Origin of the sequence: Microbispora sp. CL1-1 (assembly GCF_012034195.1) — a bacterium.
Lineage (GTDB): Bacteria > Actinomycetota > Actinomycetes > Streptosporangiales > Streptosporangiaceae > Microbispora.
On sequence record NZ_JAATEK010000217.1, the window covers coordinates 1 to 368 of the forward strand.

General features: G+C 70.7%; 1 protein-coding gene and 1 pseudogene. Both read right to left on the minus strand.

The window, feature by feature from the left end; all coding sequences use genetic code 11:
• The coding region (locus HCK04_RS40690; RefSeq protein WP_142652806.1) for a DUF742 domain-containing protein at positions 1–249 on the minus strand (249 nt) is incomplete at its 3' end.
• A 4-nt stretch (positions 250–253) separates the two neighbouring features.
• Positions 254–368, minus strand: a pseudogene (locus HCK04_RS41765) (roadblock/LC7 domain-containing protein); the annotation flags it as partial.

The window sequence follows — 368 nt, forward strand, 5'->3', positions numbered from 1 at the left end:
TGAGGCGATGGCCCGATGTTCCGGTGGCCTTGTGGACAGGTCGTAGTGCGTGGTCGTGGCGGAGGAGACCAGCGCCTCCAGCGCGAGCTGCATGCGAGGCGTCGTACGCCCGCCGGTGACAGTGAACGGGCGCACCGGAGACGCGGGCTCCTCGGGAGCCGATCGGCCCGGCTGCGGCCCCCACGGGTCCTCGCCGGGTTGCTGACCCCACGGGTCCGCACCACCCGGCGGCTGTCCCCACGGATCCATCCGGTCACCTCCGGGGATACGACATGGCTTGGAGCTCGGCGCGGACCGCAGGAGTCAGCACCTGACCCGCCCGCTCGACCAGCAACGTCATCTGATAGGCCACCAGACCCAGATCCGAG